The organism is Rhodovulum strictum (genome assembly GCF_009649175.1).
Lineage (GTDB): Bacteria > Pseudomonadota > Alphaproteobacteria > Rhodobacterales > Rhodobacteraceae > Rhodovulum > Rhodovulum strictum.
Map to the genome: position 1 here is coordinate 14420 of NZ_WJPO01000024.1, position 25441 is coordinate 39860.

Annotated in this window: 32 protein-coding genes and 1 pseudogene; 12 read left to right on the forward strand and 21 right to left on the reverse strand. The window is 66.9% G+C overall.

Going from position 1 to position 25441, the window contains the following annotated elements; genetic code table 11:
- Positions 1–58: 58 nt before the first annotated feature.
- Positions 59–214 (forward strand): annotated as a pseudogene (locus GH815_RS13895) (helix-turn-helix domain-containing protein); the annotation flags it as partial.
- A 267-nt stretch (positions 215–481) separates the two neighbouring features.
- Here GH815_RS13895 and GH815_RS13900 read toward each other — a convergent pair.
- The 6 genes from GH815_RS13900 to GH815_RS13925 all read right to left on the reverse strand — a co-directional run bounded on the left by GH815_RS13900 (position 482) and on the right by GH815_RS13925 (position 5555).
- A complete protein-coding gene (locus GH815_RS13900; protein ID WP_153749377.1) occupies positions 482–874 on the reverse strand; it encodes a hypothetical protein in 393 nt (130 codons plus the stop codon).
- Between the two features lie 171 nt (positions 875–1045).
- Positions 1046–1489 (reverse strand): hypothetical protein, encoded by a 444-nt coding sequence (locus GH815_RS13905; RefSeq protein WP_153749378.1) that lies wholly within the window; start codon positions 1487–1489, stop codon positions 1046–1048.
- A gap of 83 nt (positions 1490–1572) precedes the next feature.
- Positions 1573–3312, reverse strand: a complete 1740-nt coding sequence (locus tag GH815_RS13910) for an alginate export family protein (RefSeq protein WP_211365088.1) — start codon at positions 3310–3312, stop codon at positions 1573–1575.
- A gap of 1 nt (position 3313) precedes the next feature.
- On the reverse strand, positions 3314–4108 hold the full coding sequence (locus GH815_RS13915) for an SDR family oxidoreductase (RefSeq protein WP_153749379.1): 795 nt from the start codon (positions 4106–4108) through the stop codon (positions 3314–3316).
- Between the two features lie 46 nt (positions 4109–4154).
- Positions 4155–4934 (reverse strand): 7-alpha-hydroxysteroid dehydrogenase, encoded by a 780-nt coding sequence (hdhA, locus tag GH815_RS13920; protein ID WP_246176445.1) that lies wholly within the window; start codon positions 4932–4934, stop codon positions 4155–4157.
- A 36-nt stretch (positions 4935–4970) separates the two neighbouring features.
- Positions 4971–5555, reverse strand: coding sequence for a hypothetical protein (locus GH815_RS13925; RefSeq protein WP_153749380.1), 585 nt, complete (start codon positions 5553–5555; stop codon positions 4971–4973).
- A gap of 293 nt (positions 5556–5848) precedes the next feature.
- On the opposite strand from GH815_RS13925, the gene GH815_RS13930 reads away from it, so the two are divergent.
- The 4 genes from GH815_RS13930 to GH815_RS13945 all read left to right on the forward strand — a co-directional run bounded on the left by GH815_RS13930 (position 5849) and on the right by GH815_RS13945 (position 7887).
- Complete coding sequence (locus tag GH815_RS13930; protein WP_153749381.1) at positions 5849–6664, forward strand: hypothetical protein; 816 nt, start codon at positions 5849–5851, stop codon at positions 6662–6664.
- 275 nt (positions 6665–6939) lie between these two features.
- Positions 6940–7284, forward strand: a complete 345-nt coding sequence (locus tag GH815_RS19535) for a DUF2252 family protein (protein ID WP_407072186.1) — start codon at positions 6940–6942, stop codon at positions 7282–7284.
- A 19-nt stretch (positions 7285–7303) separates the two neighbouring features.
- Positions 7304–7558, forward strand: coding sequence for a type II toxin-antitoxin system HicA family toxin (locus tag GH815_RS13940; RefSeq protein WP_153749383.1), 255 nt, complete (start codon positions 7304–7306; stop codon positions 7556–7558).
- A complete protein-coding gene (locus GH815_RS13945; protein ID WP_153749384.1) occupies positions 7555–7887 on the forward strand; it encodes a type II toxin-antitoxin system HicB family antitoxin in 333 nt (110 codons plus the stop codon). Before GH815_RS13940 ends, GH815_RS13945 begins: the two co-directional genes overlap by 4 nt.
- 358 nt (positions 7888–8245) lie before the next feature.
- On the opposite strand, the gene GH815_RS13950 is transcribed toward GH815_RS13945, so the two are convergent.
- From GH815_RS13950 to GH815_RS14015, 14 genes are all read right to left on the reverse strand, one after another.
- On the reverse strand, positions 8246–9271 hold the full coding sequence (locus GH815_RS13950) for a type IV secretion system protein (RefSeq protein WP_153749385.1): 1026 nt from the start codon (positions 9269–9271) through the stop codon (positions 8246–8248).
- A complete protein-coding gene (locus tag GH815_RS13955; protein WP_153749386.1) occupies positions 9271–9690 on the reverse strand; it encodes a hypothetical protein in 420 nt (139 codons plus the stop codon). Before GH815_RS13955 ends, GH815_RS13950 begins: the two co-directional genes overlap by 1 nt.
- A 17-nt stretch (positions 9691–9707) precedes the next feature.
- Positions 9708–10742 (reverse strand): ATPase, T2SS/T4P/T4SS family, encoded by a 1035-nt coding sequence (locus GH815_RS13960; protein WP_153749387.1) that lies wholly within the window; start codon positions 10740–10742, stop codon positions 9708–9710.
- Position 10743: 1 nt separating this feature from the next.
- Complete coding sequence (locus tag GH815_RS13965; RefSeq protein WP_153749388.1) at positions 10744–12066, reverse strand: TrbI/VirB10 family protein; 1323 nt, start codon at positions 12064–12066, stop codon at positions 10744–10746.
- Positions 12063–12779, reverse strand: a complete 717-nt coding sequence (locus tag GH815_RS13970; RefSeq protein WP_153749389.1) for a TrbG/VirB9 family P-type conjugative transfer protein — start codon at positions 12777–12779, stop codon at positions 12063–12065. Before GH815_RS13970 ends, GH815_RS13965 begins: the two co-directional genes overlap by 4 nt.
- Positions 12776–13423, reverse strand: coding sequence for a virB8 family protein (locus GH815_RS13975; RefSeq protein ID WP_153749390.1), 648 nt, complete (start codon positions 13421–13423; stop codon positions 12776–12778). Before GH815_RS13975 ends, GH815_RS13970 begins: the two co-directional genes overlap by 4 nt.
- Before the next feature lie 14 nt (positions 13424–13437).
- Positions 13438–14235: a type IV secretion system protein gene (locus tag GH815_RS13980; protein ID WP_153749391.1), complete on the reverse strand. Its 798-nt coding sequence runs from the start codon at positions 14233–14235 to the stop codon at positions 13438–13440.
- Positions 14232–15305: a lytic transglycosylase domain-containing protein gene (locus GH815_RS13985; protein WP_211365090.1), complete on the reverse strand. Its 1074-nt coding sequence runs from the start codon at positions 15303–15305 to the stop codon at positions 14232–14234. The genes GH815_RS13980 and GH815_RS13985 overlap by 4 nt, the downstream gene beginning before the upstream one ends.
- Before the next feature lie 124 nt (positions 15306–15429).
- Positions 15430–15642 (reverse strand): hypothetical protein, encoded by a 213-nt coding sequence (locus tag GH815_RS13990; protein ID WP_132694189.1) that lies wholly within the window; start codon positions 15640–15642, stop codon positions 15430–15432.
- Positions 15639–18035: a VirB4 family type IV secretion/conjugal transfer ATPase gene (locus GH815_RS13995; protein WP_153749393.1), complete on the reverse strand. Its 2397-nt coding sequence runs from the start codon at positions 18033–18035 to the stop codon at positions 15639–15641. The genes GH815_RS13990 and GH815_RS13995 overlap by 4 nt, the downstream gene beginning before the upstream one ends.
- Entirely contained in the window at positions 18025–18303 is a 279-nt protein-coding gene (locus GH815_RS14000; RefSeq protein WP_153749394.1) for a type IV secretion system protein VirB3, read from the reverse strand. The genes GH815_RS13995 and GH815_RS14000 overlap by 11 nt, the downstream gene beginning before the upstream one ends.
- A 22-nt stretch (positions 18304–18325) precedes the next feature.
- A complete protein-coding gene (locus GH815_RS14005) occupies positions 18326–18616 on the reverse strand; it encodes a TrbC/VirB2 family protein (RefSeq protein ID WP_132694272.1) in 291 nt (96 codons plus the stop codon).
- Positions 18617–18636: 20 nt separating this feature from the next.
- Positions 18637–19371 (reverse strand): lytic transglycosylase domain-containing protein, encoded by a 735-nt coding sequence (locus GH815_RS14010; protein ID WP_153749395.1) that lies wholly within the window; start codon positions 19369–19371, stop codon positions 18637–18639.
- Positions 19328–19648, reverse strand: a complete 321-nt coding sequence (locus GH815_RS14015; protein ID WP_246176447.1) for a hypothetical protein — start codon at positions 19646–19648, stop codon at positions 19328–19330. Before GH815_RS14015 ends, GH815_RS14010 begins: the two co-directional genes overlap by 44 nt.
- Positions 19649–20002: 354 nt before the next feature.
- On the opposite strand from GH815_RS14015, the gene GH815_RS14020 reads away from it, so the two are divergent.
- The 4 genes from GH815_RS14020 to repC all read left to right on the forward strand — a co-directional run bounded on the left by GH815_RS14020 (position 20003) and on the right by repC (position 22720).
- Positions 20003–20161: a hypothetical protein gene (locus GH815_RS14020; protein WP_407072185.1), complete on the forward strand. Its 159-nt coding sequence runs from the start codon at positions 20003–20005 to the stop codon at positions 20159–20161.
- A 222-nt stretch (positions 20162–20383) separates the two neighbouring features.
- On the forward strand, positions 20384–21037 hold the full coding sequence (locus tag GH815_RS14025; RefSeq protein ID WP_246176448.1) for a hypothetical protein: 654 nt from the start codon (positions 20384–20386) through the stop codon (positions 21035–21037).
- Positions 21038–21275: 238 nt separating this feature from the next.
- Entirely contained in the window at positions 21276–22118 is an 843-nt protein-coding gene (locus GH815_RS14030) for a hypothetical protein (protein ID WP_153749397.1), read from the forward strand.
- Positions 22115–22720 carry a replication initiation protein RepC gene (gene repC / locus GH815_RS19500; RefSeq protein WP_153749398.1) on the forward strand — a complete coding sequence of 202 codons (606 nt, stop codon included), beginning with the start codon at positions 22115–22117 and terminating at the stop codon, positions 22718–22720. Before GH815_RS14030 ends, repC begins: the two co-directional genes overlap by 4 nt.
- A 176-nt stretch (positions 22721–22896) precedes the next feature.
- Here the strand turns inward: repC and GH815_RS18870 are convergent, their stop codons facing one another.
- Positions 22897–23787: a thermonuclease family protein gene (locus GH815_RS18870; protein ID WP_170290354.1), complete on the reverse strand. Its 891-nt coding sequence runs from the start codon at positions 23785–23787 to the stop codon at positions 22897–22899.
- 580 nt (positions 23788–24367) lie between these two features.
- Here GH815_RS18870 and GH815_RS14045 point away from each other — a divergent pair.
- Genes GH815_RS14045 through GH815_RS19410 form a run of 3 tightly spaced genes read left to right on the forward strand, consistent with a single transcriptional unit; the run spans position 24368 to position 25406 of the window.
- On the forward strand, positions 24368–24937 hold the full coding sequence (locus GH815_RS14045) for an ArdC-like ssDNA-binding domain-containing protein (protein WP_343030887.1): 570 nt from the start codon (positions 24368–24370) through the stop codon (positions 24935–24937).
- Positions 24874–25218: a zincin-like metallopeptidase domain-containing protein gene (locus GH815_RS19505; RefSeq protein ID WP_343030888.1), complete on the forward strand. Its 345-nt coding sequence runs from the start codon at positions 24874–24876 to the stop codon at positions 25216–25218. Before GH815_RS14045 ends, GH815_RS19505 begins: the two co-directional genes overlap by 64 nt.
- Positions 25215–25406, forward strand: a complete 192-nt coding sequence (locus GH815_RS19410; RefSeq protein WP_153749400.1) for a hypothetical protein — start codon at positions 25215–25217, stop codon at positions 25404–25406. Before GH815_RS19505 ends, GH815_RS19410 begins: the two co-directional genes overlap by 4 nt.
- Positions 25407–25441: the final 35 nt, after the last annotated feature.

The window sequence follows — 25441 nt, forward strand, 5'->3', positions numbered from 1 at the left end:
ATTCCCATGAGGGAGCAGTTCTGATTCAACCTATCCGCGGGGGAGGAGGCCGGCGATGATGGTGAAAGCGCTGTCCGTCGATCTTCGCGCCCGCGTCCTGAAGGCGGTAGCCGAGGGCGCGAGCCATCGCGCCGTGGCGGAGCGGTTCGGCGTCAGCGCAGCCAGCGTCAGCCGATGGCGGGCGCTGGCGCGATCGAAGGGTGAGCTGCGCCCCGGCAATATCGTAGTCATGGACAACCTGTCCAGCCACAAGCCCTGCATTCAGCCCATGACAAGCGGGTCGGACTCCTGCGCCGAGAGGCCCCGGGAGAGCTGCGACGACATGGCCTCATCGCCATTGCCTAGGGGGTGTCTGTAGCGAACGCGCGGCCGTTCCGTCTCGGTCTTTGAGAATTGTCATCGTGCCGAACTGCTGTCACGCCCGAGCAGGATGGACACCCCCTCTCTATGATCTGCCATGCGTCGGCCACCGGCGCCGCGGCTAGAGTATCGCCATTGCGTCCCGCATGAACTCGAGCGCGACTGCGAATTGCAGGACGCCGAATACTAAACCGAGCAGTTGCAGCGGCACCGGTCCGATCATGCGCATGATCGCCTTGGCGCGCAAAATGAGGATCCAGTTCAAACCCACCATGCCGAGTACCATGGCAAGGATGCCGAGCTTGGTCTCGATCCCCGGAAAGGCCAAGGCGAAGATCAGCGGGACCGCCGCGGCCTGTATCTGCGCAGGGTCGACCTGCCTTTCCGCCGCCGGGGTTGCCAGCAGGGCCTGGAGCGACATGGCGAAGAGTGCCACGCCTCCGGCGCCGATGAGCACCGGAAAGGAGATACCCCAGGCGCAAAGCACCCCGGTCCCGAGCAGGACGGTCAGCACGAAGGCGCCTGCCACGAGACCTGCAGACCGGCCGGCCAAGGGCCTTCACACCCGGCTCCATGTCGCTCTCGCCCACGACGGAGAAGGTGGCAATGGCGCGGATCGGTTCCATCGTCATGAAGACGAGCCCGAACAGCTGAGCCCAAGGCATCTGGCTCGCGTTGTCCGGGGTCACTTCTCATGTACCACGATTGCCGAAATGGTCATGTAGTTCACGACGGCCGCGACAACCCCTGCGACCACGCCGAGGATCAGGACGGCCGTGCCGAGGCTCACCTCGACGGTGCCCATGATGTGCTGCCACAAGACCGCCCCGGCGACGACGGCACCGAAGGCGAAAAGACCGTGCTTGATCACCAGCCAGAGCGTGGTGGGTATGAACGGCTTCTTGGGCGCTTTCGTGGTCCAGTGCGCGACGGCGGTCAGGATCATGGCAAGCGACACCGCCAGCGGCACGGACGAGCCCAGCACGGTGTGGGTCTCCGTGCCGATCGAATCCACCGACACCGGGATGGGGCTGGTTCCGCGCAGGATGAAGAACTGGATCGCGCCGTTGATCACGGCGTTGATCACCCCGCTGATCAAGGCGCCAACGAGGATTCCGAGCGTCGTCATGGTATGGGGGGTAGCGTCCGTCATGTCGGTCTTCCATGTCTGGGCCGGGGCTGCCGGTCGGTTGGTCGGATGAGCGGGCGTGCTCAGAAGCTGATGTAGAGGCTGGCCTGAAGCGTGGTCCAAGGGTCGTCCGCGCCGATGGTTTTCAGCGCCTTGCCGGGAAGCGCGTGGGAGGCGACGATCTGAAGATACCTGTTGCGGTCGAGCGCCCAGCGCAGCGTTGCGGTGTATTCCTCGCCTAGGTCGCGCGATGTCAGGGTCGAGAGCGCCGGGTTGCCACCGATGTTGTTGATCTCGTCGGCGCGCAGGCGGTGCCAAGTCAAGGTGAGGTTCATGCCCTCGCGCGGGGACAGGTTGGCCTGGATGCGGTGGGTGTTCAGGTTTGCGTTGCGGTAGACCTTGCCGAAGGACACGCCTTGCAGCCAGTTGCCGAGACCCGTGCTCATCATGGAATCGAACCGCTCGAAGCTGTCCGTGTCCGGGTCGTCGCCGGAAAAGCTGGCGAACCGGTAGGAGATGCTGGGGCTCCAGCGCACGCTTTTCCAGATATGGCCGATGGTGCCGTAATAGGCCCTGGCCGACATGGCGAAGTCGTCGTTGGTCTGGTAGTAGGCCTCGCCCTCCAGCCAGAAATGATCGGGCGTCGTCGGCCGGTAGAGGCCATGCAGGCCCCAGGTGGTCGTCCCCTCGCGCGCCAGCGTGTCGCCGCCCGGCGTCCGGTAGGTCGAGTCCGAGGTATGAATCGTGATGACGCTTGCATCCGCCGAGAAGGCATCCGTGAACTCGTAGCCGAAATTCGCACCGGCGAAGGTGGTGTTCGACTCCAGATCCTCCAGCTCGTCGGGGTCGATGTAGAACAGCGCCACGCGCGCGCGGCCGAACTCTCGGGTGAAGATCGCCGAGAAGTCGGTCGTGTTGCGCGGGCCGAGATAGGTCGCCCCGCGCTCGCCCGCATTCGACGAGCCGGCCACCATCGAGATCAGGAAACCGTCGTTCAGCGTCCAGGTCTGCCGACCGAAGGACAGCTGGGCCGAGTTCCCGCTGTCCGGGTCGGCATAGAGCAGGCCGACATAGCCCTTGTCCGGGTGCAGGAAGTCGCGGCCGTCATCGCGGAAGATGTCCTGCCCGCGCGAAGCGCTGAAAAGCCCGCTCGCGGCGCCGAAGAGGTAGTAGTCGGTCTCGCCCAGCCGCGTCGCGCCGCCGATCCCGAATTCGAGATACGCCTCGGCCCAAGTGCTGCCGCTGCCGGGAAGCTCTCCGGCCAGCGGGTTGGAGCCGTTGAAGAGCGCCGGCGCGCCGAACCAGGCGTTGCTGTCGGAATAGACGCCGACGCCGGTATTCAGGATGAAGGTCAGCTTGGACCGGTCGTCCTGATGGATCACCGGGAAACCCGGCGCGGCCTCGCGCGCCTCGGGCAGGGGCGCGGGCGCGAGGTCGAGGGTAACGACGATCCCCAGCGCATCCCGCGCGCCCTCGTAGGCCGGGCGGTGCGTCGCCGCGCGCAGCGTGCCGTCCGTCACGAGGTGCCCGAGCGCGGCGTCGACCAGAACGGGCCGGTACTCGCGTCCGACCAGCGCCCCGGTCGCGGCGCGGGCCGCCCGCAGCGCGACGGCGTCCCGCGTGCGATCACCGCTCGACGCGGCGAGCCTGACATCCACGCGCGAGATCGTCAGGCCCACGGCGGCGTCGGGCAAGGGCAGGAGCGACGGGCCGTACTGGCCGATCCCGGCATCCTGCGCCTGGGCTGCCACGCCCGAAAGGCCGCAGGCGATGGCCGCGGCGCCGGTCAGGCCGTGGACCGGATGGCGACCGCGGGAGCCCACCTCATTCCCCGAACAGGCGCACCACGTTGCCGCCGCCATGGACGTTGATCGTCTGCCCGCTGACCCATTGCGCGGCGGGCGAGCAGAGCCAGAGCATGGCGTTGGCGATGTCCTGGGGCCGCCCGGGATGGCCGATCAGGTTGTCGGGATGCATCATCCGCTCCTGCATCTCGGGCGTGATCCCGGCGCTGGCGTAGCCCTCGGTGATGACGGTGCCGATCAGGATCGAGTTCACCCGCACCCGCTTGTTCAGCATGTGCGCCAGCGAGACCATCATCTGGTTCAGCGCGGCCTTGGCCGTGGCATACGGCAGGATGTCATAGGCCGGCACCGCCGAGGAGAACGAGCCCGAATTGGTGATCGAGGCGTTCCCGGCCTTTTCGAGATACGGTAGGCAGGCCATGCTCATCCGATAGGCGCTGATCGTGTTCAACTTGTAGGAAGCGATGAACTCGTCCTCGGGGATCGCGGCCGGGTTGTCCTGGCGGCCGCCCCAGCCGACGTTGTTCACCAGCGTCGAGATGCCACCGAAGGCGTCGACAGTGGCCTTCACCACCGCGTCGATCTGCGTCTTGTCGGTGACGTTGCATGCCATCCCGCGACAGTCGTTGCCGGTCTCCCTGGCGATCTCGTCGGCCGTTTCGGCGGCCTTTTCGCCGTTGAGATCGGCGATCATCACGTTGGCGCCCGCGCCCGACAGCGTTTTGGCGATGCCCGCGCCGATGTTCTGCGCGCCGCCCGTGATGATGACGTTATGGCCGTCCATGCGGAATTCCGCGAAGGCGTCGAAGCTCATGTCATGGTCCCTTCTGAGATTTGGTCCGGTTCGGTCGGGGCACGGCTCAGTCGAGTTCCTGCACCCCGCCGCCGGATACGGTGAGGATCTGCCCGCTGACCCAATCGGACGCAGGCGCGCAGAGGAACAGCGCCGCGGCGGCGATGTCTTTGGGAAGACCGAGGCGCTTGAGCGGCGTGTGCTTCAGCATCGCCGCCTCCACCTCGGGCGTCAGGACGGTGGCCAGCGCATCGGTACGGATCGCACCCGGTGCGATGGCGTTCACGCGGATGCGCTTGGGGCCGAGATCGAAGGCGATGTTGCGGGTCAGATGGCTGATCGCGGCCTTCGACGAGGAATAGGAGGCCATCCGCACGTTCTTGTTCTCGGCCGACATGGACGAGATATTCAGCACCGCGCCGCCGCCGACCTTCTCCATGTGCGGTACCGCCAGCTGGGTCAGGCGGAACGGCGCGAAGACGTTGATCTCATAGGCCCAGCGGAAATCCTCCATCGGCATGTCGAAGGGCTTGGGCCCCCCGCCACCGGCATTGTTGACAAGGATCGTAAGCCCGCCGAACTTCTCGACCGCCGTGTTCACGGCCGCCGCGAGGTCTTCCTCCTTCGTCACGTTGCATGCGATGCCCACCGCCTTGCCACCCGCGGCCAGGATGGCGTCCGCGACGGCCGCGGCGGTCTCCTGCTTGAGGTCGCTCACGACCACGGCCGCGCCGGCGCCGGCGAACATCTCGGCGATGCCGCGCCCGATCCCGGCCCCCGCGCCCGTGACCAACGCGACGTGCCCGTCCAGGCGGAAACTCGAAGGGTCGAACATGGCGTCCTCCATCTGCAGCCGAAGAAGGAGTAAACGCCCGAATCGGGGTCAGGGAACGCCCGACCCGCTCGATTTGAGCACGTTGCCCGACTGTTCGGTTTGTCCTGCACGAGAGGCACGGTCGGCTTGCGCTTCGACCAGCCCTTCGAGCTCGACGAACAGCTTCGCGATCCGCTCCAGAGCGCGACCATCGACATCAGAAAGGTCGCGCCTTGCCGTGGATCTGCCCCCCGACGACGCGAGGCGGTAGGCTCCGTCGTCATTGCGCAGAAGCCAGCCTCGGCGCTCCAGCTCCTTCAGCTTGCGGCGGACCGTCTGGCGCGGAATGTCGGTGACGTCCGATATCCGCGAGGACGTAATGCTCAGGCGATCCTGCGGGATGGCGTCAGGATCCTGCCCCTCGGCCTCGGCCGCGCGCACGGCCTTAAGCCAGACCTGCCCAAGAACGGCAAGCACGAGCACCGACTGCAAATCGCCCTTGAAGGCCCGGCCGACATCCACGACATGCTCGATGTAGAACTCGACGAAACGGTACTGATAGGCGCGATAGTCCGCCCTGAAGGCCGTCGAGACCTCCTCGGCGCGCTTCGCACGCGACATTGCGACGGGCATGTTGCGATTGCGGGATGGCATGCCGAACTCCCTGGCAGCTTCTGTAGTCTAGGGCGAAAGCCCTCCGCGGACAATGATCGAGGCGTGGGTGCCGGATGGCTGCCGTCGGGGTGGCGCAAGCCTATTCGCCGATATGGCGCGACTTCTGGCAGTCCTCGCCGCATGGCTGTCCATCGAAAGCCGGCTCTGAGCGGGCGCCCAGCCACTCGGCGGGGGCGGTTTGATGATCGCGCCGCTACCGGGAAATCATTCCTGTGGAAAGGTGCCAGGTCCGGCAGTAATGCTGAGCGTGACTCACATGCCCGGGGACAGCCTTGACACTGACCGAGGGACTCGAGAATTCGGATCTCACTTTACTCGGCCTGATCATCATGGCGGGGATGATGCTGGCCCGCGAGGCCGGATACCGGCTCGGCAGATGGCGGGCCCGCCACCGCGAAAAGCCGGATGACGGCCTGTCTGTCCTCGTGGGCAGTCTTCTTGGCCTGATGTCCTTCGTGCTGGCGATCAACCTGTCCACCTCCATCACGCGCTTCGAGGACCGGCGCCACGCGACCCTGAACGAGGTGACTGCGATCAGCACGGCATGGTTGCAGGGGCGCGCCGTTGCCGAGAGCGAGGGGCAGCAGATCGCCCGCCTGCTCGAACGCTATCTGGCGGAGCGCCGGGCCTTTGCCGACGCGCCCCAGGGCTCGCCTGAGGTTGCAGCGGCCGCGGCGGCGACGAGCATCCTCCAGGCCGCGATCTGGACCGAGGTCACCGCGCTCCTGCGCGCGCGGACAGATCCGCAAACCGTCGGCCTCTCGGCTGCGCTTACGACCACGTTCGACAACACGACCGCACAGGTTCTGGCCATCGAGACCGGCCTGCCGCGACGGCTCGTCTGGTTGCTGGTGATCGCTTCGGCGCTCGCGATCTCCGCACTTGGCCTTTACCTCGGCGTCCTCGGCCACCCGCGACTGGTCCTGTCGCTGGTGATCGTGACAGTCTGGAGCGGGATCATGGTGCTTATTCTCGATGTCAGCACTGCCCGTATCGGCCGCCTGAACACTGACCTCCGCCTCTACGATTGGACCGCCGAAAGCTTCGCCGCATTTCCGCCCATCCTGGCTGCCCCGGGCCCCCGATGAGGAGAACCGACAATGGTCGACGGCGCCCCCGAACCAGACTGCGACTATCTGCGGATGATCGGAACCGAACCATCGGGCCGGGGGCTGGAGAGGTTCCTGCGGCCCCGGCCCACCCTCGCCGAACGGTTTGCCCAAGGGAAGCCTTGCGGCAGGACGTGCCGCGCAGCAGCCACGCCGAGTTCCGGCCCGATCCCGATCGCCCTGATCCCGTTGCCGTCATCGCGGCCCAGAATGCGACGCGGATCGCCAGTCTGGTGCCGCTCCGCTTGGCCCGGATGGCCGAATCGCCCTTCGGCTTCCTGCGCGGTTCCGCCGCCGTCATGGCTCGGGATCTGGCGCATACGCCGCGCACGGGGCTTGAGGCGATGGCCTGCGGCGACATGCATGTCGGCAATTTTGGCGTCTTCGCATCCCGTTTCCCGCATCGCGCATGCTTCACCTCGGCCCATCGAGCAAACCCACCGAAACGGACTCCAAGCCCCCCGCCTCCGCTGACGCTGGGAGGCGGGGGGCTTGGAGGAAGTTGGCAAGAAGTAGGAACGTATACTTCACACGCCGGCCGGCCCGCCCCTTGGGTGATCTTGGGCAAGCGCTGCCACCGAGCTTGCATTTTTCGCTAGCAATCCCTATCTTGCCCCGATGAACAGCAGGCACCGCAAGACCCTTGCCGCCGTCTTCACCGATCCGGTGTCAGGCACCATCGAATGGGCGGCAGTCGAAAGCCTGCTGCTGGCCGCAGGGGCGCGGCTGATCGAAGGGCGCGGGTCGCGGGTGCGGTTCGAAAAGGATGGCGAGGTAGCGACGTTCCACCGCCCGCACCCCGCAAAGGAAGCGAAGCGATACCAGGTGCGCGATGCCCGCGACTTCCTGGAACGGATCGGGGTTAGACCATGACCAACACCATGACCTACAAGGGCTATGCGGCCCGGATCGAGTATGACGACGAAGACGGGCTTTTCACGGGCCGGATTGCCGGTATCCGTGACGGTGTGGGCTTTCATGCCGACACCGTGGAAGGGCTGCGCGAAGCCTTCCATGAGGCTGTCGAAGACTACACCGAAACCTGTGCCAGGATCGGCAAGGAACCGCAGAAGACCTATTCAGGGCAGGTCATGTTCCGGGTCAGCCCCGAGGTTCACCGCAAGGCCGCGCTCGCCGCCGAGCTGTCGGGCAAGAGCCTGAACCAGTGGGCCGAAGAAGTGCTTGACCGGGCCGCAGGCTAGGGCGACGGGCGGCAATGCGGGCTGGGCCAAGTCATCTGACGGTTTTTGTCAGCTATCCGCAATGCCCCGCGAGGTGCGGTTCGCCGGCTGCGCGACTTCGCAGGCGCAGCGAATGGCTGGAATGACGGGCCGCGCCGCCGCATGCCAACCTGCCCGCGAACGGAAGGTAAGGGCCGACCTCGCCCTTCAACCTGCGCGGTGGCACCCCCAGTTTGCGCCGGTTGGCCTGCACCTCATGTGATCGACCACATTCGTCGAACTCTGCGGGTGTGTTGCTTCAGCGGCGTTAGGCAGCTTCCGCGCATGGCCCATTGGCTCCCTGGGCGGCGGACTTTTAAGTGTGCATGCGAGAGTGCCGTCATCGCCCCAACCGCTTCGCCCGTTCGGCTATCCGGACCACCTGCGCGCTGGCCGTCGCTGCAGCGGTCCGCACCGCCGCCGGTGCCTGCAATGCCCCGCGCCCGATCGCCTCGCCCGTCGTCAAGGCTCCGATCCGGGCTCGGTTCTGAACACCCGATGTGTTCAACAGGCCACGCATCACACCTGCCGACCCGCTGGCGATGGCCGGTGCCGCCACGACCATCAGGTTTCCTGAAATCCCCCGCACGATCAGGGGTGTTGCGCCGACGAAGCCCTTGGCCAGAAAGACCATCACGAAGAACGGCACCAATGCGCCGATATTGGTGGCGGAGTTCGGGTCCCCAAGCTGGGCCAACAACGAATTCGCCATGCCGATGACGGTCGAGAACATGGCGGCGATGACGATGGGGTAGAAGGCGTAGCTGATCGTCGTCGAGACCCACCTGTGGAAGAAATCCCTGGTTACATCGAAAAGGGAAAGCGCGATCATGATCGGGGCGAGGCCGAGCATCAGGGTCAGCATCATCTTGGCGAAGATGAGGACGATGCCGGTCATGAAGCCGAGAAGGCTCAACAGAACGAGGCCGATCCCGCCAAGGATCGCGCCGGTCATCCAGTTCAGGTTGCTGCCAATGGCGTTCAGGTACTGGCTGAACTTCTCGATCAGGATGTCGAATTCGCCCGCGAAGTGTGTTGCCCCTGCCCCGCCCGCTCCCACAGAGGAGATCAGCGCGCCTGCGACATAGTCGAGGCCACCAATGATGGCATTCGCGACGGCGTTGAAATTGGTCCAGTTAAAGGCGAAGAGCCCTATCAGGGTCAGCTTGACGAGGTACCAGAAGAAGCTGGCCCCATCCATGCTGCGGAACTGGAAGGCCATGTTGATGCAGACGCCGATCAACGAGAGCGTGACCATCAGCAGGATGATCGTGCCGGTATTGCTTGCCACCGCCCCGAACTGGGACTCCGCAGCATCGACGAGAAAGCCGTCGGCGGTTGCGACCATCCAGCCGACCACCCCCATTACCAAATCCCCTGAGCTTCACAGATTTCGCGAACCTTCGGCTCAAGTTGTTTGCGCAGATCAATCCATTCGCGGCGCATTGCTGAGTGTTCAGCCTGGGTGAGACTGGCATAGTTGTCGCGGTATTCGCCTTCGACGCTATCCCAATCGGGGAACCGGACGGCGCACCCACAGTCGCCGGTGCCTGCGATCACCTCCCAAGCCCGAATCTCGTATAGCTCCATCAGCGCAATGACCCTGTAGGCCTCGCGCGGATGGATCTCATTCATCCAGGCCGGCCGTGCTGGCCGGTCATTGCAGATCCGGTACTGCTGCTGCGACAGGGTAACGGTGAGATCGCTCGTCACCTGAGGCGGGGTCTGGGCTGCGAGGGGTGCGGCCATCATGACGACGGCTGCGGCGAAGGTGATCTTGCGCATGGGGCTCTCCTTTCGGTTCATTCGGCCGCGACAGCGGGGCGTTTGGCCTCCCCGGTTCCGGCAGTGCTCTGGTCTGGCTCTCTTGCCTGCCCCGGCAAGAAGAACTCGGTGATGCCGCGCGCGCCGTCATGGCGGCCGGCCTGGATGATCACGTCGATGGAGCCCTCGATGTAGTCGACCATGTCGGCATAGGTCATCGGCACTTGCGCTTTCAGGGCGGCGATGGCGAGGCGGCGGACGGCGAGTTGCGGGGTCTCGGCATGCAGCGTGGTCAGCGAGCCGCCATGGCCGGTGTTGATCGCCTCGAGGAAGGTCATCGCCTCGCGCCCGCGGACCTCGCCCAGCACGATCCGGTCGGGGCGCATGCGCAGCGTCGAGGCCAGCAGCACGTCGGCGCTGCGGATTTCCGAGTCCCGGTCGGCGATCAGCGTCACGGCGTTCGGCTGCTCAGGGCGCAGCTCGGCCGCCTCTTCGATGGTGATGATCCGTTCCTCGGGTGGGATCAGCGAGAGGATCTTGCGGGCTGCGACCGTCTTGCCGGTCGAAGTTCCACCAGAGACGATCATGTTGAGCTTGTTCTCGACGCAAAACCGCAAGGCGGCATCAATGTCTCCCGAGGCCACCACGTCGCGCAGTGCGGCGTTCCGTTCCCGGCGCAGGCCTTCGAGGCTGCGTTCCCTGCCGTAAAGGAAGCCGAGCCGGATCGCCTCCAGCGGCAACGACGAGAAGAACCGCAACGAGATCGAGAACCCGCCCTCGACAGCCGGGGGCTGGATTACCTGTGCCCGGATCGGGCGGTCGCGATAGAGGATGGAGACCGAGACGATGGGCTTCCGGGCGCCGAGCGTGGTCGAGGCGGCCGAGGCGATCTGGTTGCCGAGGTCCCTGATCTCGGTCTGGCTGAGCGGGGCGCCGAGCCCCCGCATGAAATGGTCGCCCTGGAACTCGCCCCAGGCCCGTCCGTCGGGATTGATGCAGATCTCGATCGTGTCGTCCCGCCGGACCGCGGCGCCCAGCCGGTCGAGCGAGGCCTCGAGATAGCTTGCCGCCATGTCAGAGTATCTCCAGGTCGCGATCGACCATGACGGTGATCCGGCTGCCCTGATCGACATGAATCACCGGACGGATCGCGAGGTAGTCCCGCAGGGTACCCTGGGCGGCATCACGCAGATCGCCCGAGACATCGCGCGCGGCCCCGGCAATCGCGCCATCCTCGATCTGACCCGCGGCCAGGGCCGGCACCGCGCCGATCAGCGAGATCAGCGCCGCCGAGCCGAACCGCTGGGAAAAGCGCGTGTCGACAAAGCCGGTGGTGCCGGTCCGGCCGAGCGCGTCGCCGCCAAAGGCGCTGATCTCGACCGTCTGGTTGTCGGGAAGGATGATGCGATCCCAGGCCACCATGACCCGCGCCTGCGCCAGCGCGACATCCGAGCGGTAGCGCCCGATCAGGCGCGCGCCGCGCGGGATCAGGACGCGGCTGCCATCGAAGGAGTGGACGTCCTCCGAGACGATGGCCCGGATTGCGCCGGGCAGCGTGCTGTCGAGCGCAGTTTCGGTCACCGCCTGGATCATCGTGCCCTGCACGACGGTATGCGACGGGTTCACGATCACCTCGGCCCGCGTGGTCGGGGCCGGCCTTGCGCCTGTGCGCACGAAGGCCTCGTCGGCACTCAGGCGCGCCTGCTCCTGCGCATCGGCGCGCCCGCCGGCGGCCCCGGACCAGGCAATCAGCGGCGAGGCCACGCGCGCCGCCCGGGCCTCGGCTTCGGCCAGGCGGCGCCGCTCGAGTTCCGCAAGGCGCAGTTCCTCCTCGGTCGGTCCCATGCGCGCGGGCTCCGGCGGATTGAGGCGCGCGAGTTCGAGATCCATCCGCATCTGGTCAAGCTGGCGGTCGCGCTCGGTCAGTTGCCGTTCCAGCGAGCGCTGCGCCTCGTGCGAGGCCGCCTGCAGGGCCGCGATCTGGGCGGTCAGTTCGGCAATTGCCGCTTCGGCCCGGCTATCGGGCACCTCCGCCGGGCGCGCGCGCAGTTCCTCGAGTTCCGCCCTGAGCGTGGCAAGGCTCTCCATCAGGGCCAGTTCGGCGGCCGAGGGCCCGGCGTCTTCCGGCGCGGACAACGGTTCGGGCTCCGGCAACCGCAGGGGTGCGAGATCGCCGAAGCCTGTGCCGAGCGTCTGGAACTCGTCCGGGGCGGCCGTTGCCAGAAGCCCCTCGGGCTTGGGCTGCAGCGCAAGCCAGAGCACGCCGCCGAGGGCCGCAATCCCGGCCACGCCGAGAAAGGCCGTGATCGGGGAGGCCCGCCGACGGTCCATGCGCTTGCCATTTGCCCCCTCCAGGGCCGCGAGCCGCGCGGCGAGGTCTTCGGTTGCCTCCTTCATGACGCGGCTTGCCCGATGTCCTGGACGCACACCACGTCCTCGCCGAGGCGCAGCACCCATTGTCGGTTCACGCCCGACACGCGGATGACCCCATCGCCTTGTGCCGTGCTGTTCACCGCGCGCTCGGCCCCGTTCGTGTAGCGGAAGATCGCTGGCACCGGGGCGTTCCGCGCGAAGCGAAAATAGGTGAAGGTGCCGTCATCCCAGATCGCCGTAGGCGTGAACTCCAGGCGGCTGCTCACGGCATAGGTCGCGTTCGGCGGTCGCGCCGCGACCGCGCGCGCGGGCTGGACCCTGGCCTCGGGATAGCGGAACTGCACGACGTAATGCGGGGTCTCGCGCGCCTCGATCACGTGGAAGTAATAGGAGCGGCGGTTCGTATAGACCGTGATGTTGGTCGCCACGCCGGCGGCCATCGGCTTGATTGCGAAGGCGCGCCCACCGGGGACGCCATCGAACTGGAAGCCCACGGTGTCGCCCGCGATGATCGAGCGGATGGTCTCGCCCTCGCCGAACTCGACCGATGTCACGCGGGTGAGGGTGGTGACGATGCGGTAGACCTGCCCGTCGGTCCAGCTTGCGATGCGCACGCGATTGTCATGCGGGCCGGGGCGTGGGGTCATTTCGGCGAGGGCCGGGGGCGCGAGAAGCGCCAGCGCGCCGGCAAGGGTGGCGGCAGGAACAAGGGCAGGCTTTCCGGGGGTGCGGGTCATTCGGAACGGTCCGATCGGATGGCATATTGGGTGACGGTGAAGCCGAAGGGGTTCTGCCAGACATCGTCGATCGAGCGGGTCCGTTCGGGACGAAAGGCAAACATGAGCGTGGCGGTGAACATCCCCGCCTGCGCCCCCTGGGGACCGGAGAGCCGCTTCCTCAGCCTTACCTGGGCGCGGTTCTCGCCGATCAGCGTGATCGAGGCGATCTCGACGGCCATCTCGGAGGATGGTCCATAGCGCGTTGGCGGATAGCTCTCCTGCCCCGAGGTCCACATCGCGCGCATGCTGGCCTCGGCTGCCCCGGTCGATTGGGCCAGAACCCGGCGCACGCGCAGGTCGTTATCGAGCTGGTTGTAGCTCTCGCGGTCGAGGATGTAGCGGTAGATCTGCGCCTCGATGATCGCGGGCCGCTCGGCGAGCGAGACCGCGGCGACGCTGGCATTCGGCAGCGCCATGCCGGTTTCCGGGTCATAGGGCACGACCACGGGCGGCGGCGTTTCGATCATCAGCGCGACCGCGGCCGCAGCCAGACAGCCGATCACGCCGAATCCCGCGCCGCTGATCCCGATCACCTGCCAGAGCCGTTCGCGGCGCAGCGCGCCATGGACGAGTTCTTCCTCGACGTGTTCGCGCGCGCTCATCGCCGACGCTCCGCTCATGGCCGCAGGCTCGGCAGGGTGAAATCCATGTAGCGCCGCTCCTCGGCGATGGTGGCGGCATCCACGACCCCGGCATTGCCCGCGCCGACGGTCTGGATCGCCTCGAGCTCCCACATCCGCGTCATGGCGATGGCCAGTTCGGCGGTGACCCGGGTGTTGTGGTCCATCGCGGCCTTCAGGTCCTCCATCTCGGGGATCTTCGCGACCAGCCGCTCGACCCGTTCGAGCGACTGGGCGGCCTCGGCATGGCTGTTCTGAGCCGCGGCCGACATGACCGCGCCGGTGGCGGCGCGCGTGGCCACGCCCTCGGCCCCGGGTTTGCCGCTGGTCGCGATCTCGCGCAGCGAGGTCTCGTCAAAGCCGGCGCGCGCCAGCGCCTGTTCCATCTGCGTGCGCATGGGTCCTGCCGTGACGCCGAGAAGGTTGCTCCAGTCGCCCGCCTGGATGCCGCGAATGAGGCCTGGCAGATCGCGGAACTTGGCCTTGAGGAGCCCGTCGAGACCGTCGCCCATGACCATGCCGAGGATGCTGCGCGGGCCGGTGAGCGAGGCATGCATCTGTTGCAACTGATCGAGCTGGTTCTGGACCACGTCGAGCTGTTCGAGGGCATTGTCCAGAAGATCGGTCTGGATCCCGAAATCCTGCAGCATCTGCTGGAGCTGGCGGATTTCCTGGGCGATGTTCTGGGTGTCAACCGTGGGCACACCCTGCGCGGTGACAGGGCCCGCGAGGGCGGTGCTCACCGCGAGGGCCACGGCGCCGGTGGCGAGGGAACGGGTCAGGCGCGGGATCATCGCAACGTCTCCAGGGTGAAGTTCATGAACTGCCGATCGGCGGCCCGGGCCGCGGCCATGGCGAGCTGTTCCTCGCTGAGCGGTTGGGTATGGACGGCCTTGATCCGGGTGCGGATCGCGACCAGCCGGGCGAGCTCGGCCCGGGCATAGGTGTTGAGCGCGATGGCCTCGTTCAGGTCCCCGGTCTCGCCGATGCGGGCAATGATGTCCTGGACGCGCAGCGCGGCCGCCTGGACCGAGACCAGCGAATAATCGCCATAGACGCCCGCGCCATGGGCCGTGAGGCTGAAGCTCGCGTTGGCCAGCAGGACAGGGTCGATGGTGCCGAGGGCATCGATCCCGCCCACGGCCGCAAGGTAGCGGTTGTATTGCTGGGGGATCACCACGACATAGGTCTGGGTCTCCGCGAAGGGGGGGACGCCGCCATGTTGCTGCACCCGGCCCGGGCCCGCGTTATAGGCCGCGAGCGCGTGGATGATGTTGCCATCGAACATGCCCAGCATCTGCGCGAGGTAGCGTGCGCCGCCCGTGACCTGCAGCCAGGGGTCGTCGTAATAGGCGGGGTAGATCCCGAGATCGCCCGCGGTGTCGGGCATGATCTGGGTCAGGCCGAAGGCGCCCGCGGGCGAGCGGGCGCCGATCTGGAATCGGCTTTCCTGCCAGATCAGGGCCTGCAATAGACAGCGCCATTGCACGAGCGTGAGCCCGGCGCGGCCCACGCCGGGCAGGCCGTGGGTATGGCGCGCGGCGCGGATGATCAGCTCCTCCACCCCTTCCCGTGCATCGCCGAACATTCGCGCGGCGGCCGGGTTGGGATCCTCGGGCGCATAGAGGCTGGCGGCGGCGGTGCTGATGCCTGCTGCTTCCCCCTGCCCGGCCTCGAGCCCGGCCACGCTGCCCGCGACGTTACCGGCGCGCAACGTCATGGCATCCATGATCCCGTTCAGCGCCGCGAGCTGCTGGCGCTCGATCTCGGCCAGTTCCTGCGCACGGGCGAGGCGGTCCTGCTGAAGTGCGAGATCCTGTTCGCGCTGCTCGACGATCGCCTGCCGCCCCGCGAAGAGGCGCATGTCGAAGGTCGGCACCCCTTGGGCGGAGGCCGGGGCGCCGCACCATCCCCCGAACGAGCTGGCGAGTGCGCTCGCAAGGAGCGCGCACCGCGCCGCGCCATGGAAGCAGGTGGCGGTCATCGGATCAGCCGCCCGTCCCCGGCATCACGAAGTCGCAGGCCGACGCGCGCCGCGTGACCTCGCCGCCCGTGCCGGCGATCGAGGGCTTGGACGCCACGCCTGCCGGCGCCTCGCGGAAGGTGAAGCAGTTCGCTTTGGCAGGGTGATGCTGGGCGCAGGCCGAGAGGCTCGAGATCAGGCCGATCAGCGCAAGGCTGCGGGCAATGGGACGGGTCATGTCACTCTCCAGAAATCGGGGCGGTCGCGATAATCGGCGCCGACAAGGGCCTCGCCCTTCTCCATGCCGCCAAGGATGGTCACGAGGGGGCCGAGGGCGCCGAGATCGGCATCGATCACCACGGCGCCGCGATCGTCGCGCACGAGCGCCAGCCGCGAGGCGGAGCCGACGCCCAGAAGCACATCGAGTTCCTTGTCGCCGAGGCCGAGCATCGCGTAATCGGCGGCCGAGGCGCGAATATTGGGCAGGAGCACCTGGGTCGGCACGGCTTCCACGATGGTCTTGCCGGTGCGGGTGCGCTCGAGCTGGCTGGCATATTGCGTCATCATCACGACGACGGCGTTCTGCTTGCGGGCGGTCACCAGCCAGTTGCTGAGCCGCTCCGCGAAATACGTGTTGTCGAGCGCCTTCCAGGCCTCGTCGATCACGATGATCGTGGGCCTGCGATCCTCGATCACCCGCTCGATGCGCCGGAAGAGGTAGGAAAGCACTGCCATGCGTTCCCGTTCGCTTTCGGAATCGAGGATGCCGGTCAGATCGAACCCGGCAATGTCGCCGTCGAGGCTGCCCCCGAACTTGAACGTGTCCTCGGCATTGGCGCCGAAGATCCAGCCGTAGCGGCCGCCTGCGGTCCATTCCTGCATGCGCTCGAACAGATCGCCCCCGTCATCGGTCGAGACCAGGAGCGAGGCGAAGTCCGACCAGTTCCGGAGGCCCGCGTTCCGCGCGCTTGCGTTCTGGCGCACGACCTCCTGCAACCGGTTGGTCTGCACCGGCGTGAGCGGCCGGTCGCGGCGCTCGAGCAGGCTTGCCAGCCAGTCCGCAAGCCAGGCCTGGCCACGTAGGTCGATCTCGGTCTGCAGCGGATTGAGCCCCGTGGGCCGACCGGCCCGCACGGTCGAATAGCTGCCGCCGAGCGCGCGGACGGCCATTTCCATGCCCGCGCGATAGTCGAAGACGAAGGTCCGCGTGCCCGCACGCCGCGCCATGGTCATCAGAAAACCCGCCAGAACGGATTTGCCCGAGCCGGGGCGGCCGAGGATCAGGGTATGCCCGCCCGTCGGCTCGCGGTCGGGTGCGCCCTGTTCATGGAAGTTGAAGCGAAAGCCGCTGCGGTCCGGGGTCGGAAAGAGCGCGATCGGCACGCCCCAGGGGACTTCCCGTCCGGCCTTGCCGAGCGGCGTGCGGTGGAAGGTGGCGAGATCGGCGAAATTGTGGTTCGTGATCGCGGCCTTGCGGCTGCGCGCGCCCGTGTTCCCGGGATGCTGCGCCATGAAATGCGCCCGCGCCCCGAAGGCTTCCGAGATCAGGTTGATGCCGGAGGTGGCCGAGATGTTGCGGATCTCGGCCGCGATGTCGTCGAGCGCGGCCTGGGTGCGCGCATAGACGGCAACCGTCATGTGGTGCTCGCCGAAGATCAGGCGTTTGGATTCCAGGTCGTCCTGGGCCAGTTCCAGTTCCTGCGCGAGGCTGACCGCCCCGTCATCGGCCGCCTGCATCAGGCGCAGCTGCCGCTTGATCCGGCCCGCCATGATGTTGGCGTTGATCGGTACGAAGGAGTGGGTGACCACCATGTCGACGGGCAGGTTCAGCTCGTCGAGCATCAGGCTGTCGGTCCTGGCGGGGTAGGTCTTGACCGCGAAGATCGTCCCGAACTTGTCGCCCACGGCGCCATCGGAAAGCGCGATCGTCGTGCCGCGGAAGGTGACGCGGGTATTGGCAACATCCTCGGCGATCACGCCCAAGCGTGACCTAGGGAAGAGCGGGTGCTCCTCGCCGGTGTTCAGCGCGCCCAGAAAGCCCAGGAGCTCGCCGGTGCTCGCCGCGAGAAGGCGGGGGTTCAACGCGTCGAAGCAGGAAAGCAGAAAGCCTACGACCTCGTCGAGCTGGCGCAGGCGCCGGGTGGTGTCTGCCGCAAGCCGCGCCCGCGAGGCCGCGAGGCCGAAGGGCAGACGGCTGCCGCTGTCGGGACGCTTCAGGACCGAAAGCGTGAGCGTCTTGTCCCGCAGACCCGACCGGCCGAGATGGGCCTGCCAGCGCTGATCGACGGCAGCGGCAAAGCCGTCGCCCGGGATCGGCGGCAGGGTGACATCGACGGCTTTCGAGACCTTGTGCAGGTAGAAGGAGAACGGGGTTCCAACCTGCGCGAGGATGCCTGCAAGCAGCCCGCCGATCCGGTCGAGATGGGCGTCCTCGCTCGTCGTGCTGTTCACCCCCTCGAGCCGGATGCATTGCATCAGCTCGTTGCCGCGCGTCCGGATCGTGCAGTCGGTGACGAGGCTGACATAAGGCAGCATGGCCGAGAGCCGCTTCTCGCCCTTGACCCAGGCGGGCAGCGCGGTCTGCGGATCGAAGGCGTCTGCGTCCGGATCGGTCACTCCATCACGGGGCATAGCTGTCACCCCCGTGGATCCTGCGGTTCGCCGTCGGCGGCGTTTCCTGCAAGGTGATCGCCAGCACATCGAGGAAGTTCGGATCCCAATCCGCGGCCTTCCACAGCGCAGGCCAGGCCAGCCCCGCGACCACGGCCACCACCCAGCTCTGCACCCAGAGGAACAGAAGCGCCGAGCCGAAGAGCCAGACCATGGCATACATGATCGGAAGGCCCATCAGCTTGGGTGGCCTCAGAAGGCCGATGAACACGCGGGACTGCTCAGCCATGGCGGGACTCGGGGTCGGAAGCTCAGGTCGACCAGATGGCGGCGACGATGGTGGGCGCTGCGGCGATGCCCGCAATCGCGACCACCACCCAGAGCGCCTGCCGGAAATCGAGGATGCCGAAGAGCCAGGACAGGAACACCCCGATCAGCGCCAGCGTGCCGATCACGATGCCCAGGGGCCCGGTGATCGCATCGACGATGCCCTGCAGCAGGGTCTGGACCGGCGAGAGGTCGATGCTCTGGGCAAGCGCGGGGCCCGCCAGCGCGATGAGGGCCGTCGCGCCAAGCGCGGTGAAGGCCCGTGTGCGGAGCAGGCTGTGAATGGTCCGTGACGTCACGACAGTTCTCCTCTGAGCCGCTGGAACACGGCTGTCACGCGGGCGACATGCCCTTGGGTTTCTCGAAAGGGGGGAATGGTGCCATGGCGGGCGACCGCATCGGGCCCGGCATTGTAGGCGGCAAGCGCGAGCGCCGGATCGCCGAACCGCTCGAGCATCATCAGCAGGTAGCGCGCCGAACCATCGAGGTTCTGTGCGACGTCATGCGGATCGACGCCCAGATCGCGCGCGGTGTCGGGCATGAGCTGACCAAGCCCGATGGCCCCGACAGGGCTCAGCGCGCGCGGGTCATAGGCGCTCTCGACCTCGATATTGGCGCGGTAGAACAATGCCCAATCACTGACCGACAGGCCGGCACGGCGAAGCCCTTCATGGCCGCCATAGCGCAGCGCCGTGGTCTCGATCGCGTGCAGGATCTCGGGGGCGGCACGTACGGTGCGCGGGGCGACAGCCGCAGCAACCCGGCCTGGCGGGCGCTCATCGGCATGCGCGTTTGGTCCTGCAAAGAGAAAGAGGCGATCCGCTTGCGCCTCGGCCGCACCGTCAAACGCGCGCAGGAGGCTCCTGTCCTCGCTGACAGAAATCAGCCGGCCATCCGGGCCAACCGAGAAAATGAACCCGTCAGCCAGGGCCGGCGGCGCGGAACAGACGCCTGTACCCAGGGCAATGACGAGCGCGATCGCGCGGTCAGCTGTCCTTGACCAGAACCGGGCCGGTGCGCGGCGGGGCAACGCGGCCGGGGGCGGCGTGACGCTCGCGTCCGCCCTCGAGGAGCGGGATGCTGGCGCTTGTGCAGCCCATCTCGGCAAGGAAGCTGACAAGACCGACGATGGTCTTGAACTCCCGCACCTTGAGAATGCTGCGGCTGGTGACGAGCATCTTGTCCGTGCGTCCGTCTTCCGCGACGGCCCGCGCAACCCAGGTGCCGTACCAGCTGTTGTGGCGTTTCTCGGCCCCTTCCTTGCAGACGACCTCGAGGAGGTATCCGTCGGCCAGGAGGCTGCGCAATCCGTCTTCTGTAACCACATTCGGTGCTTCTTCTATCATGGCTCCCGCTTCGGGTCCTTTCCTGGCTGGGGTGCAGCATCGGTCCCGCGGGGTCGCAACACCGCGGGCGATACAAAACAACGTGGACATTGGCAAGACAATAAAAGTGTATTGACGAAGATCGCCTTGCCCTGATAACGTCCCTATCTCATGACATAACAACATTAAAGGCACAAAAGGAGGTTTGCCCTGCACATGTCATGCGTGCGCAACGCCGTCGCCGCGCTGCTGCTCGGCCCGGCCTGCACGCAAGGTGCGATGGCCTTCCCCTGCCTGGCCCCCGACCCTCCGTATCTCCCCCAATCGCCTGGGGACATGCGCGCCTTTGCCGATCTGCTCAGGGCGGATTTCGAGGGCTATTTCGCCGCGGTTCAGGCCTATTTCCGTTGCCTTGATGACGAACGCGCGCGGGCCTTTACCGAGGCGCGCGAGGTCAGCGAGGCCTATGGGCGGTTCCAGCGCGCGCAGCAGTGAGCGCGCCCTGAGGCGGAAAGGAGGGAATGTGTCCCGGCGGATGACAGAGGGGAGTGCCTCCCGAAACCGGCCGGGGTCCGGGGACTCGAGCGGCGCCGTACGGGCGCCCGGCCCCCTCGGGTCGAGGCATCCGATCCGCAGGTGATTCCGTTGCGATGAAATCCGATTGAAGTCGTGCAAGGTGTATTGTATCGGCCATGCTATTTTGTAGGGAGTCGATACATGTCGCCATCGATCAGGTCACTCGCAACCATGGCGGTTGCGCTCGCGGTCAACATGCCAGCTGCCGCACCCGCCCAGAGCTATCAGGTCGATTGTGCGATCCTGCTCTGTCTGGCCGGAGGGTGGCCGGCATCGGCCCCTTGCGCCCATGCGCGCGCCGTCTTCATCCGACGGATCACGCCGTGGCCGGTGGAGCCTCCCCTGCAGATCTGGCGCTGCCCCATGGGCGCTTCGTTTGCCGCCCCGGCCCCGGCACCCCCGCTGGAGCGGCTCCACGACATTACCTTCCGGACCGGATACTCGATCGGCGTGCCGACCGCTCCCTTGCCCGTCCTGCCGGTCCAGGCCACCGAACAGGCCGATATCGACATCTCCGGCGACGCCTTCGACTTCGTGCGCAGCATCCGCGTCTTCCATATCCAGTTCCATCAGAAAGAAGACGGGGACGGTCACTGCATCCGCTCGGACGCGACCCGGCTCGGCTCCTACGGAGAACAGGGTGAATATCGCTGGGCCCGGTCGAGCGTGACGGCCGTTCCGCCGGCGTCCGCCCTGCCCCGCCCGAAGCATTGCGACCGGCTGGTCTACCGTTCGGTCTTCGTCGACTGGCGCGATCATGCGGGCAATTACGGTTTCGAAGAGGTCCGCTACTGAACCTGCGCGGACCCGCGTTCATCGGGTTCGCCGCCTTGCAACCCTGCACGAGAGGCTGTGCATACAAACAGGAAAGGACAACGACGCCAGACCGTGAAGCCTGACGCCGCGCCAGAGAAACCCATGAACAAGCTTTCTCTAGCGCATATTCCGAACCTCTGCAACCGGCAAAGTTGTTTTGCTGGCATGAATGGTGTCTGCTTACGGTATTGCGTTGGTGCTCCCCGGAGGCCCAAGCATGGAACCGACCACTGGCCTGATCCTGCGACGGATCACGCAAACCGATCTTTCCGTCTCTGCCCACAAGCTCGCCACGCTGATCCTCGACGCCATCGCGTGGAAGGACGGCTATAACGGATTGCCCCGCGGCACGGCCGCCTTCACCCTCTCGGCCCTGGCAGAGAAGATGGGTGTCTCGCGGCAGTATCTGAGCGTCCTGCTGAGCGAACTCGAAGCGTCCGACCTGAAGCTCGAGCGCCGCAAGCCCAACGGCAAGTTCGCCCCCTGGCTTTTTCGCTTCGCGGCCTTCGATGACGGCGAGCCAGCCCACGATGCAGTGTCAGACAGAGGCGACACATCACTATCTGGAGAAGATTCAAACAAAACTATCTTCTCGGGACGGATCAACATCGACGAAAGTCCGAACGTGTTCCAGACCTGCTGGGCCGACCTGATCAAGGCTGCAAAGAGAACGCTGCCCTGCTGGAACGTCGACACCCAGGTGATCTGGGATCGGTTCCTTGCCTTCAATCGCGCAAGGGGCAATGTCGCGGTTCCGGCAGGTTTCCTGCTCGGCTTCATGCGCCGATGGCGCACATCGCCCGGCGCGGCGCCCCGGCCAGAGGAAGCTCTCGTGCCTCAGCGCGCCCTTGAGCCAAGGGAACGGGAACTGCTCGCGCAGATCAACGCCGCACCGATCGCCAATCGGGAGTTTCACGCCTCGGATCTCTGCCGCGTCATCGGACAGGCGGCATATGATGCGCGCGTTCGCGACGTCATCCGGCAGTTCGGCTGCCCGAGGTTCACGGCAACCCTCGCGGTCCATGGTCGGGCGGTCATGGCGGGGGAGATCGCGAGGTGATCGTCGGCGCTGCGTGGCCTCGCCTGTCAACGGCCCGTCGACGACAGGATCATGCCCTGCCGTTCGAAATCGGGTGCGCGAATCTACAAGTCGCCACACAGGCTCCGGACGACGGAACCTCAATCCTCGATGACGAATTGGGGCAGGCGGGCGCCGGGGCGTGGCCGGACGTCCCCGGAACGCCCGGCGAACCGCGCACCGACAGGGACGCCGCTCACCGCTCGGACATCCTCGACAGGCTGACGCCCGCCCGGCTCTCCCATCTTGCCTCCGAGGAGATGCGGCTCCATCTCGACATCCGGCGGCAGGACCGGCCGATCCACCGGCTGCATCCGCATGATTTCACCGTGGCGGCGATGATGAGACTGCCCGAGCTCGGCATCGATCCCGCAGCCTGGCGCGCCGCGACCCGGGCCATGGGAGAGGCCGCGGCCACGATCTGCGTGCTGCTGGCCGATGCCAACCGCACCGCCCCCCTGCCCGTCCGAAATCCCGGTGGCTATCTTCGCGGCATGATTGCGGCCCACCACGCGGGCCAGCTCAATCTCGTCGGGGGGTTGATCGGGTTGACCGAGCGCCGTCGTCGCGAGGGGGCGGGTTGATCGTGGTCGTCAAGGAAATCGTCACCACGTCGGGAGCATGCTCGCGGCCCTGCGATACTGGAGCTTCCGCATCAGCGACGATCCGGCAGGAGGGGTTTCAGCGATACAGCCTCGCAGCGGCCCGACCGCATTGTCCAGCCCGAACTCGGCATTCTGGACTGACCGGCGGCCCCTGCTCACCCGCACCAGTCCCCGGGGGCCCGGGGGCAGCTGTAGGGGCCGCATCTGTAGCGCGCTGCGAGCCCCTCCGAGATCAGCACGTCGCCCACGTCGCGACCGTCGACATGCAGGCTGCCGCAGATACGCCCGAAATTGCAGGCACTGGTGCCCTCGGTCCCCGGCGGGCAGGCACAGGCAACCCGCTGAAACTCGATGCGCGCCGCGCCCTTCAGCATCTCCCGCAGCCGCTCGGTGGCGCGGATGCCGAGCTGGCGCTCGCGCTCGCAGCGCGGCGAAAACACTTCGGGCGTGTTGAACCCGACAAGGCGGACCCGTCGGCTGTCCCCCGGAACCCGGATCGTGTCGCCATCGACCACCTGGATATCGCGGGCAACGAGCGCAATGCGCGGATCGCTCTGCCGGGCGGGTGCAACGCTGATCCAGCCCCCCGCTCCCGGACCGGCCCGGGCGGTATCGGAACTGGCCGACAGGATGCCGTCAATGTCGGTCTGGGCGAGAAGCATGGCAAAGACCACCGCGATGACACCCAGGGCGGCAGTTCTCATTCGGCGCAGCAGAGCGTTGCCGCGCCGTCGGCCGGGCGGGCGGCTTGCAGACCGCCGGGATCTGTCCTGTGGCGGCCGTGGCGACGAGCGCATCGGGCGTCCCGGACCCGATGCAGATGCCGGCGCCATGGAAGGGCCGGTGCGGTCCGCGCCGTCCGCCTGGCAGAGCCGCATCAGAAGTCCGTACTGCTTCGCGCTCAGCCTCGTTCTGCGGCCGTGACGATCGAGCCGGGCCTGCATGTCCAGCACAAAGCGCTGCTCCCACGCGCTCAGGGTTCCGGCAGCCAGCGCGCGCGCAATCCCCGCCTTTACCTCGTCCAGCTTGTTCTGCGAGAACGCCATCCCTGCACCATCAGTACGGTTCGAACCATGCAATCGAGACCTGCTAGATCACCGGGATGGCCGGATTTGGGCAACCTGACCGATCTGCGACACTCTGGCATCCGGAGGACGCAGATCGCCCGCGGCTCCAGGCCTCCCCGCAGCCGGCTGGGCCGCCGCCGCGATGCGCGCATAGCGCGGTTGATCGAGGAGATCCCGACAGGGCGCCGGGATCGCGCCCGCTTGGGTCGCGCCGGGGATGGCGGCGCGTCGGCTCTTTCGATCCGTGGCCCCGGGGGGATTCGTCGCCGGGCTCCGAACGCCCCCGCGGCGGTGGGGGAACCGCCGGTTCCCCCATGCAAGTCGGCCGCTGTCCGGCCCGGAAGGGGTGTCCCCGTCTTCCTCCGCCTCCGGCTCCGTGCAGACGGGTGATCCCCCTCCCCTTCCGCGCCGGCAGCCAACTTGCATGGGCCCCCCTCCTGCCCTCGCCGGGAGGCAGTCCGGCAAGAGAGGCGCGCGCAGGGCGCGGCTCACTTGCCAGACCGCCCAACAGTTTCGGCAAAAGACCGGACACGGGCGCACCACAAAGGAGCGACAGAAAATGGCTGCTGAGAAACTCGACATCTACCAGCATGTGACCGACCAGATCATCGGCCAGATCGAGGCGGGAACCCCGCCATGGCGCCAGCCCTGGACCGGCGGCCAGTCCGGCGTCCACTTCCCCGTCCGCCACAATGGCGAGGAGTATCGCGGGATCAATGTCCTGATGCTCTGGGCGACCGCGGCGCGCAAGGGCCACGTCTCGGCGCGCTGGATGACCTATCGGCAGGCCCAGGAGCTGGGCGGGCAGGTCCGCAAGGGTGAGAAATCCGCCATTGTGGTCAAGTACGGGACCATCGAGCGGGAAGACGAGGACGGCGAGGAGCGCAGCATCCCCTATTGCCGCGCCTACCGGGTGTTCAACGCCGACCAGATCGAGGGTCTGCCCGAGGCCTGTTACATCCGGCCCGAACCCCCGCGCGATCTCGGCACGACCGCGGACCCCGCGCTGGACGCCTTCGTCCGGGCGACGGGCGCCGTGATCATCACGACCGAGACCACATCCACATGCCGCCCATCGGCACGTTCTTCTCGGCCAGCGGCTATTACGGCACGCTCGCCCATGAACTGACCCACTGGACCGGGGCCGACGCGCGCCTGGCCCGGATCCGGCGGTTTGCCGACCGGAAGACCTATGCCTTCGAGGAACTGGTCGCCGAGATCGGCGCCTGCATGCTCGCTGTCCGGCTGGGCGTCGAGCCGCAATTCGACCAGAGCGGTGCCTATGTGGAAAGCTGGCTTGCGGCCCTCAGGCAAGACAAGCGCGCGATCTTCCGCGCCGCTTCGGAAGCCGAGAAGGCGGTGGATTTCATCATGGCGCAGGCCGGCAAGGAAACGGAGGCAGCCGCGTGAGCGGCCCCCCTGCCCCACGTCTCACTGCGCCGCGCGAAACCATGGGCGGCTCGTCGATGGTGATCTGTACCGTGCCGATGACCGCTCTGGGAGGCGGGCGGATCGCACTTCAGGCCATGGCGGTCTCGACCGGCCTGCCCTTCACGCTGGTGCTGCTGGCGGCCTGCTACGTGATCATCCGCGGCTAGCTGAACGAGCCGCGCCGAGGCTTCGTCCCGGTGCC

Excerpts from the sequence above, each read along its gene's own strand:
- GH815_RS13905 (WP_153749378.1), bottom strand. The coding sequence starts at position 1,489 with ATGACGACGCTCGGAATCCTCGTTGGCGCCTTGATCAGCGGGGTGATC.
- GH815_RS13915 (WP_153749379.1), bottom strand. The coding sequence starts at position 4,108 with ATGAGCTTCGACGCCTTCGCGGAATTCCGCATGGACGGCCATAACGTC.
- hdhA (WP_246176445.1), bottom strand. The coding sequence starts at position 4,934 with ATGGAGGACGCCATGTTCGACCCTTCGAGTTTCCGCCTGGACGGGCAC.
- GH815_RS13925 (WP_153749380.1), bottom strand. The coding sequence starts at position 5,555 with ATGCCATCCCGCAATCGCAACATGCCCGTCGCAATGTCGCGTGCGAAG.
- GH815_RS19535 (WP_407072186.1), top strand. The coding sequence starts at position 6,940 with ATGGCCGAATCGCCCTTCGGCTTCCTGCGCGGTTCCGCCGCCGTCATG.
- GH815_RS13940 (WP_153749383.1), top strand. The coding sequence starts at position 7,304 with ATGAACAGCAGGCACCGCAAGACCCTTGCCGCCGTCTTCACCGATCCG.
- GH815_RS13945 (WP_153749384.1), top strand. The coding sequence starts at position 7,555 with ATGACCAACACCATGACCTACAAGGGCTATGCGGCCCGGATCGAGTAT.
- GH815_RS13950 (WP_153749385.1), bottom strand. The coding sequence starts at position 9,271 with ATGGGGGTGGTCGGCTGGATGGTCGCAACCGCCGACGGCTTTCTCGTC.
- GH815_RS13955 (WP_153749386.1), bottom strand. The coding sequence starts at position 9,690 with ATGCGCAAGATCACCTTCGCCGCAGCCGTCGTCATGATGGCCGCACCC.
- GH815_RS13960 (WP_153749387.1), bottom strand. The coding sequence starts at position 10,742 with ATGGCGGCAAGCTATCTCGAGGCCTCGCTCGACCGGCTGGGCGCCGCG.
- GH815_RS13965 (WP_153749388.1), bottom strand. The coding sequence starts at position 12,066 with ATGAAGGAGGCAACCGAAGACCTCGCCGCGCGGCTCGCGGCCCTGGAG.
- GH815_RS13970 (WP_153749389.1), bottom strand. The coding sequence starts at position 12,779 with ATGACCCGCACCCCCGGAAAGCCTGCCCTTGTTCCTGCCGCCACCCTT.
- GH815_RS13975 (WP_153749390.1), bottom strand. The coding sequence starts at position 13,423 with ATGAGCGCGCGCGAACACGTCGAGGAAGAACTCGTCCATGGCGCGCTG.
- GH815_RS13980 (WP_153749391.1), bottom strand. The coding sequence starts at position 14,235 with ATGATCCCGCGCCTGACCCGTTCCCTCGCCACCGGCGCCGTGGCCCTC.
- GH815_RS13985 (WP_211365090.1), bottom strand. The coding sequence starts at position 15,305 with ATGCGCCTCTTCGCGGGGCGGCAGGCGATCGTCGAGCAGCGCGAACAG.
- GH815_RS13990 (WP_132694189.1), bottom strand. The coding sequence starts at position 15,642 with ATGACCCGTCCCATTGCCCGCAGCCTTGCGCTGATCGGCCTGATCTCG.
- GH815_RS13995 (WP_153749393.1), bottom strand. The coding sequence starts at position 18,035 with ATGCCCCGTGATGGAGTGACCGATCCGGACGCAGACGCCTTCGATCCG.
- GH815_RS14000 (WP_153749394.1), bottom strand. The coding sequence starts at position 18,303 with ATGGCTGAGCAGTCCCGCGTGTTCATCGGCCTTCTGAGGCCACCCAAG.
- GH815_RS14020 (WP_407072185.1), top strand. The coding sequence starts at position 20,003 with ATGCGCGCCTTTGCCGATCTGCTCAGGGCGGATTTCGAGGGCTATTTC.
- GH815_RS14025 (WP_246176448.1), top strand. The coding sequence starts at position 20,384 with ATGTCGCCATCGATCAGGTCACTCGCAACCATGGCGGTTGCGCTCGCG.
- GH815_RS14030 (WP_153749397.1), top strand. The coding sequence starts at position 21,276 with ATGGAACCGACCACTGGCCTGATCCTGCGACGGATCACGCAAACCGAT.
- GH815_RS18870 (WP_170290354.1), bottom strand. The coding sequence starts at position 23,787 with ATGGCGTTCTCGCAGAACAAGCTGGACGAGGTAAAGGCGGGGATTGCG.
- GH815_RS14045 (WP_343030887.1), top strand. The coding sequence starts at position 24,368 with ATGGCTGCTGAGAAACTCGACATCTACCAGCATGTGACCGACCAGATC.
- GH815_RS19505 (WP_343030888.1), top strand. The coding sequence starts at position 24,874 with ATGCCGCCCATCGGCACGTTCTTCTCGGCCAGCGGCTATTACGGCACG.